Raw genomic sequence first — 6,161 nt, 5'->3', positions numbered from 1 at the left:
CCACTTCGTTCAAGCGACTTTATTATTATAACTCGTTGACTCAGTGAAGTCAATAACTTTTCTGAAGTTCTTTTTTTCGTTATCGCCTTGTTTAGCGGCAACGAATAATAATATACCACCTTGTAAATAATAGTGCAATAGTTTTTTTGAAGAAATACTAAGCAATTTAAAAAGAGCGGTATCCTCCATAGAGAAAGGATACCGCTCTTCTTTATTAGCGTTGTCTCATTTGCGGGAATAACAGCACATCGCGAATAGAAGGGGCATTCGTCAACAGCATAACCAGACGGTCGATACCGATACCTAAACCTCCTGTTGGCGGCATACCGTATTCCAGAGCTTCAACAAAGTCTTCATCCATTAGATGAGCTTCATCATTACCGGCTTCACGTTCTTTTAATTGCTCTTCAAAGCGTTCTCTTTGATCAATAGGATCATTCAGCTCTGTAAACGCGTTGGCATGTTCACGGCCGACGATAAACAGTTCAAAACGGTCTGTAAAACGCGGGTCCTCAGGGTTTTTCTTAGCAAGAGGAGAAATTTCTACAGGATGCCCGTAAATAAACGTTGGCTGAATAAGCGTTTCTTCAATTTTTTGTTCGAAGAATTCGTTGATGATATGCCCTACTGTCATAGAATCTTTAATTTCTACACCGTGTTCTTTTGCATATTCACGCGCCTGTTCAACAGTAACCTCTTTCCAGAAATCAACGCCAGTCGCTTCTTTGACTGCGTCAACCATATGGATTCTTTTCCACTCCGGTTTAAGGTCTATTTCCTCTTCTCCGTATTGAATCGTAGTTGTGCCAAGCACTTCTTGGGCGATATGAGCGACAAGGTTTTCAGTTAAGCTCATGATATCTTTATAGTCCGCATATGCTTCATATAATTCAATCATCGTAAATTCAGGGTTATGGCGTGTAGAGACACCTTCGTTACGGAAAACACGGCCGATTTCATATACTTTTTCTAAACCGCCGACAATTAGGCGTTTTAGATGCAGTTCAATTGCAATACGCATATAGAGTGGAATATCTAATGCATTGTGGTGAGTGATAAATGGACGTGCAGAAGCTCCCCCAGGAATGCTGTGCATTGTAGGTGTTTCTACTTCTAAGTATCCATGATCATCAAGATATCTTCTCATAGCTTGAATGATCTTGCTTCGTGTGATGAATGTATGTTTGCTGTCTGGGTTTACGATAAGATCCAGGTAGCGTTGACGATAGCGCTGCTCAACGTCTTTTAAACCATGGTATTTGTCAGGAAGCGGACGAAGCGCTTTTGTCAGCAATTCAAAGGAAGTTGCCTTAACAGACAATTCGCCTACATTTGTTTTGAAGACTTTTCCGGTTACGCCGATCAGATCACCAAGGTCAGAAGACTTGAAGATTTCATACTGGTCGTCACCGACACTGTCTTTTCTTACGTAGATTTGGATTTGCCCTTCTAAGTCCTGAATATGAGCAAAGCCGGCTTTTCCTTTGCCGCGTTTTGTCATCATGCGGCCTGCGATTGTAACTTCAATCGCTTTTTCTTCTAACTCTTCTTTGGTTAGATCTTGATATGCCGAAATAACTTCTTGAGACTGATGAGTTCTTTCAAAACGTGCCCCAAATGGATCGATGCCGTTATCTCTCAGCTGATTCATTTTATCGCGTCTGACTTGCAGCTGATCATTCAATTCTTCATGGTTATGCTCTTCTTGACTCATTGTTATCACTCCATTACAGATATTGTTTCATGAAAAAAGCAGAAAAACTGCCAGCGCAAAACTAGCAGTGAGCAGCAAATAGAGGTGGGTATTATCCTACTTTTGCATTTTGAAGCTCTTTTGCCTCAACTTCAACCGTAAACGCATCTAAAAGCTGTACAAACTCTTCTCTTGTCTCGCAATGATTGATTTCATTACGAACGTTCGCATTGCCTTTTACACCTTTCAGATACCATGCAGCATGCTTTCTCATTTCTCTTACCGCTACGTTTTCACCTTTTAAGTCAATCAGGCGGTCAAGATGCAGTTTGCATACGGCCATTTTTTCGCGTACTTGCGGCTCTTCTTTTAATTCACCTGTTTCAAGATACTGAACCGTACGGTAAATCATCCACGGGTTGCCCAATGCAGCGCGTCCGATCATGACACCGTCTACTCCTGTTTCATCAAGCATGCGCTTAGCATCCTGCGGTGTTTTAACATCGCCGTTTCCGATAACCGGAATCGAAACGGATTGTTTCACTTCCTTGATGATGTCCCAGTTTGCCGTTCCTTCATACATCTGCACTCTCGTACGGCCGTGAAGCGCAACTGCTTTACCGCCCGCACGTTCTACAGCTTGTGCATTTTTTACCGCGAAAATATGGTCTTCATCCCAGCCCATTCTCATTTTCACTGTTACTGGTTTATCGACGGCATCTACTACTGCAGAAACCATCTCATAAATCTTATCAGGATCAAGAAGCCATTTGGCTCCCGCATCGCATTTTGTAATCTTTGGCACAGGACATCCCATGTTAATATCAATGATATCAGCAGTTGTGTTCTGGTCTACAAACTTCGCCGCTTCCACAAGGGTATCCTTTTGTCCTCCGAAAATTTGTAGGCTTAGAGGTTTCTCACGTTCATCGATATAAAGCATACCCATTGTTCTTGCATTGTTGTAAAGAATCGCTTTGTCACTGACCATTTCAGCGCATACCAATCCGGCTCCGAATTCCTTTACAGTCAATCTGAACGCAGAGTTGCAGACACCAGCCATAGGTGCGAGCACAACCCGGTTTTTCAATTGAATATCTCCGATTTTGAACAATTTTTCTCCTCCTTTCGTTTGTTCTATTTTTCTGGCGGTGCCAATTCGTCCGCACTTATATTTAAAACATCTGCCGCATCTTGAATGATGACAGCCGACGGCAATCGGTTTCCGCGTTCAATTTCGCCGAGAATAGAAACTGATATACCTAACGCCTTTGCAAATCCTTCTTGAGTATAACCTTTCAGCTTTCTGAATGCACGAATTCGTCTACCCCAGATTTCTGCTTCCATACTCTTACACCTTCTTGGTTTGTTTCAGCGCTTGTAGCCTCTTTTTCAACCTGCTGGCAAATTTCCGCAAGCGGCGCAAGGACAAACAAACGCTCATACATTCTCGGATGCGGAACAATTAGTTGCTCTGTTTCAATATTTTCACGATTAAATAACAAAATGTCAAGGTCTGCCGTCCGCGGCCCCCATCTTACTTCCCTTGTTCTGCCTAATTCGTTTTCTATCTGCTGCGTCAGTTCAAGAAGTTCAAAAGGGTTTAGTGATGTTTTGATTTCAACAGCCATATTCAAAAACTCATCTTGATCTTCGTATCCGACCGGGTCAGTTTCGTAAATAGACGACACTTTAGTGACTGTCACAGCAGCATGCTGATGCAGCAGAGCCACCGCTTGCCTTAAATACGTTTCTCTATTTCCAATGTTAGATCCAAGTGCAATATAAGCTATGTTGTTCATGACTTTTTTCTCGTGATTTCAATTGCTACTGATTTATAGTGTCCCGGAATTGGCGGATCTGGCTTAATGACTTTCACCGTACATTGCTGAACCGGCTGAAATTGTTTGAGAACAGTGTCGGCAATACGTTCTGCCAGCGTTTCCACCAATTTTACAGGCTCCCCTTCCACGATATCTTTACATACGTGATAGAGCTCAGCATAGTTGATCGTTTGCTCAAGGTCGTCTGTTTGTCCGGCTTTGCTTAAATCCAGCTCAGCGGTTAAATCGACTTTAAACCGCTGGCCAAGTTTGTTTTCTTCTTTGAACACACCGTGATATCCGTAAAACTCCATACCTTCTACATAAACTTTATCCATGGTGCACCCCTCCCTTATTCAGCATCGCGTCCATCATTTTCGACATTCTGGCAATTTGTTTTACATCATGGACCCTGACAATGTCACAGCCTTTTTGAATGCCGAGACACACAGTCGCACCCGTGCCCTCAGCCCGCTCCTCGGGCGGAAGATCCAGAACTCGTCCGATGAATCTTTTGCGGGAGGTTGCCAGAAGAACCGGATATCCCAATCCGCTGAAAATCTCCAGCTTGTTCATCACTGCCAAGTTGTCGTGATAGGTTTTCGCGAAACCGATACCGGGATCAAGAATAATGTTCTTCTCGTCTACTCCAGCCTCAACAGCAATTTTTACACTCTCCATTAAGTCCGACAGCATATCCGGCAATAAGTCATTGTAGTTTCTTTCTGGGCGGTTATGCATGAGAACAATCGGAACATTGTGTTCAGCTGCAACGGAAGCCATCCTCGGATCATGTTTGGCTCCCCAAATATCATTGATAATGGATGCGCCGGCTTTCACAGCTTCATCTGCGACAGAAGCCTTGTACGTATCTACAGAAATAGGAACACCAAGCTCCTTTGTAATTCTCTCAATCACCGGAATGACTCTGGACATCTCCTCATCTTCAGACACGCACTCAGCGCCAGGCCTTGTCGATTCTCCTCCGATATCTATGAGATGGGCACCGTCATCGATCATCTCTTTCGCGTGCAGCAATGCCTTGTCCAAGCTGTCATACTTCCCGCCGTCCGAGAAAGAGTCAGGCGTTACGTTTAAAATTCCCATCACCAGCGTCTTCTCTTTATATGATAAAGCGCTGGGCTTGGTGTGGATGACTTGTGTTTGATTTATCGTTTGCTGCGCCATGCTCTTCCTCCCTTTTCATGTATCATGTTCTTTATCTCTTTTTTATATAGCAATTGAAGAGCGGAGACTGCTTCTCCTGTTTGGCTTCCATAGGTTACCTCTTCTATTTTAGTAAACGGGATGATTTCAAGAACCGAGTTCGTCATCCACGCTTCGTCAGCTGTCAAGAGAGCTTCTAGCTCATATCGGCCCGTTTTCAGATCCAAACCTGCATTCTTTGCATTTTCTATAATAAAACGCCTCGTGACGCCGTCCAGGATACCAGTATCAAGCGATGGCGTATAGATACAGCTGCCTTTTCTCCAGAAGACATTAGATATGATACCCTCTGCAACAGCTCCATCCTCCGTTAAGAATATTCCCTCGACACGCGGGTCATTTCCAATCTCCCGTTTCGCATACATATTATTTAGATAATGATGAGATTTTAACCGGAACGATCCCTCCGGAGTGTTTCTCCGTATCGATAAAACCTTTCCTTCTTTGTGCAATGGGAGGCTTTCTGGTTTCAGCTGATTTACAAAGCATAAAACGGTCGGCCTATCGTACGTCTGGGCGACAAAGCCTTTATCGCTGATCCCCGCTGATATGTTCAGTCTGACACGGGCATTTCCATCCTTAATATCATTTAGCTTTAGCAGCTTGTCCAACATCTCAAGGATCTCATGCTTTGAAACAGTATATTCAATTTGCAGATCCTTAAGCGCGCGTTCAAGCCGTTCTATATGCCAATCAATCAAAAACGGACAGCCTTCGTAGAGCCTGAAGGTTTCGAAAACACCGATTCCGTATAAAAACCCATGGTCAAAAGGAGAAAGAACTGCATCTTTCTCCTCCATATACCGGCCGTTCACATATATCATCACGCAATAACTTCCTTGCGGTATGTCTCAATAAAATTTCTGAGCATTTCTTTTCCAAAGGAGGTCATGATAGACTCGGGGTGAAATTGCACGCCCTCTATCGGGAGGTCATTGTGGCGAATAGCCATGATTTCTCCTTCTTTCGTTTGGGCTGTTATTGTAAAACAGCTTGGCAGCGTCTCAGGTTTTACGATCAGCGAGTGGTAACGTGTCGCAACAAGGGGATTCTTCAACCCTTCAAAAATGGTCTTGCCGTCATGCTCGATATCCGAGGTTTTCCCGTGCATAAGCCGTTCTGCCCTAACCACGTCGCCACCGAACACTTGTGCAATGGACTGATGTCCAAGGCACACACCGAAAATAGGAATTTTCCCTGCAAAATGTTTAATGGCTTCGAGGCTGATTCCCGCCTCATTAGGGCTGCACGGTCCGGGAGATATCATCAGAAAGTCCGGAGACAGTTCTTCAATTTCTTCGATTGTGATGCTGTCATTGCGTTTCACAACCAGCTCTTCCCCAAGCTCGCCCAAATACTGTACCAAGTTGTACGTGAATGAATCGTAGTTATCAATCATTAAAATCATTTCTCCGCTC

8 protein-coding genes are annotated in these 6,161 nt (G+C 43.8%); all 8 read right to left on the bottom strand.

What is annotated here, in order from left to right:
- Positions 1–214 precede the first annotated feature (214 nt).
- Positions 215–1,714, bottom strand: a complete 1,500-nt coding sequence (lysS, locus tag ACQXR1_RS21525) for a lysine--tRNA ligase (RefSeq protein ID WP_014662509.1) — start codon at positions 1,712–1,714, stop codon at positions 215–217.
- 91 nt (positions 1,715–1,805) lie between these two features.
- A complete protein-coding gene (gene dusB / locus ACQXR1_RS21520; protein WP_069150738.1) occupies positions 1,806–2,807 on the bottom strand; it encodes a tRNA dihydrouridine synthase DusB in 1,002 nt (333 codons plus the stop codon).
- Positions 2,808–2,830: 23 nt separating this feature from the next.
- Entirely contained in the window at positions 2,831–3,040 is a 210-nt protein-coding gene (locus ACQXR1_RS21515; RefSeq protein WP_014662507.1) for a helix-turn-helix domain-containing protein, read from the bottom strand.
- Positions 2,992–3,495 carry a 2-amino-4-hydroxy-6-hydroxymethyldihydropteridine diphosphokinase gene (gene folK / locus ACQXR1_RS21510; RefSeq protein WP_014662506.1) on the bottom strand — a complete coding sequence of 168 codons (504 nt, stop codon included), beginning with the start codon at positions 3,493–3,495 and terminating at the stop codon, positions 2,992–2,994. Before folK ends, ACQXR1_RS21515 begins: the two co-directional genes overlap by 49 nt.
- Entirely contained in the window at positions 3,492–3,854 is a 363-nt protein-coding gene (gene folB / locus ACQXR1_RS21505) for a dihydroneopterin aldolase (protein ID WP_040081049.1), read from the bottom strand. Before folB ends, folK begins: the two co-directional genes overlap by 4 nt.
- Positions 3,847–4,704 carry a dihydropteroate synthase gene (folP, locus tag ACQXR1_RS21500; RefSeq protein ID WP_040081051.1) on the bottom strand — a complete coding sequence of 286 codons (858 nt, stop codon included), beginning with the start codon at positions 4,702–4,704 and terminating at the stop codon, positions 3,847–3,849. Before folP ends, folB begins: the two co-directional genes overlap by 8 nt.
- Complete coding sequence (gene pabC / locus ACQXR1_RS21495; protein WP_430772815.1) at positions 4,686–5,567, bottom strand: aminodeoxychorismate lyase; 882 nt, start codon at positions 5,565–5,567, stop codon at positions 4,686–4,688. Before pabC ends, folP begins: the two co-directional genes overlap by 19 nt.
- Positions 5,567–6,151 carry an aminodeoxychorismate/anthranilate synthase component II gene (pabA, locus tag ACQXR1_RS21490; protein WP_172641354.1) on the bottom strand — a complete coding sequence of 195 codons (585 nt, stop codon included), beginning with the start codon at positions 6,149–6,151 and terminating at the stop codon, positions 5,567–5,569. Before pabA ends, pabC begins: the two co-directional genes overlap by 1 nt.
- Between the last annotated feature and the right edge of the window lie 10 nt (positions 6,152–6,161).

This window comes from Bacillus sp. ATD, assembly GCF_050585765.1.
GTDB lineage: Bacteria > Bacillota > Bacilli > Bacillales > Bacillaceae > Bacillus > Bacillus stercoris.
Note: the sequence above shows the minus strand (reverse complement) of the source record. Positions and strands in the feature narration are given on the sequence as shown.

What these genes read in the sequence shown, in the direction of transcription:
- ACQXR1_RS21515 (WP_014662507.1), bottom strand. Translation starts at nt 3,040, where the DNA reads ATGGAAGCAGAAATCTGGGGTAGACGAATTCGTGCATTCAGAAAGCTG.
- folK (WP_014662506.1), bottom strand. Translation starts at nt 3,495, where the DNA reads ATGAACAACATAGCTTATATTGCACTTGGATCTAACATTGGAAATAGA.
- folB (WP_040081049.1), bottom strand. Translation starts at nt 3,854, where the DNA reads ATGGATAAAGTTTATGTAGAAGGTATGGAGTTTTACGGATATCACGGT.
- folP (WP_040081051.1), bottom strand. Translation starts at nt 4,704, where the DNA reads ATGGCGCAGCAAACGATAAATCAAACACAAGTCATCCACACCAAGCCC.
- pabA (WP_172641354.1), bottom strand. Translation starts at nt 6,151, where the DNA reads ATGATTTTAATGATTGATAACTACGATTCATTCACGTACAACTTGGTA.
- pabC (WP_430772815.1), bottom strand. Translation starts at nt 5,567, where the DNA reads ATGATATATGTGAACGGCCGGTATATGGAGGAGAAAGATGCAGTTCTT.
- lysS (WP_014662509.1), bottom strand. Translation starts at nt 1,714, where the DNA reads ATGAGTCAAGAAGAGCATAACCATGAAGAATTGAATGATCAGCTGCAA.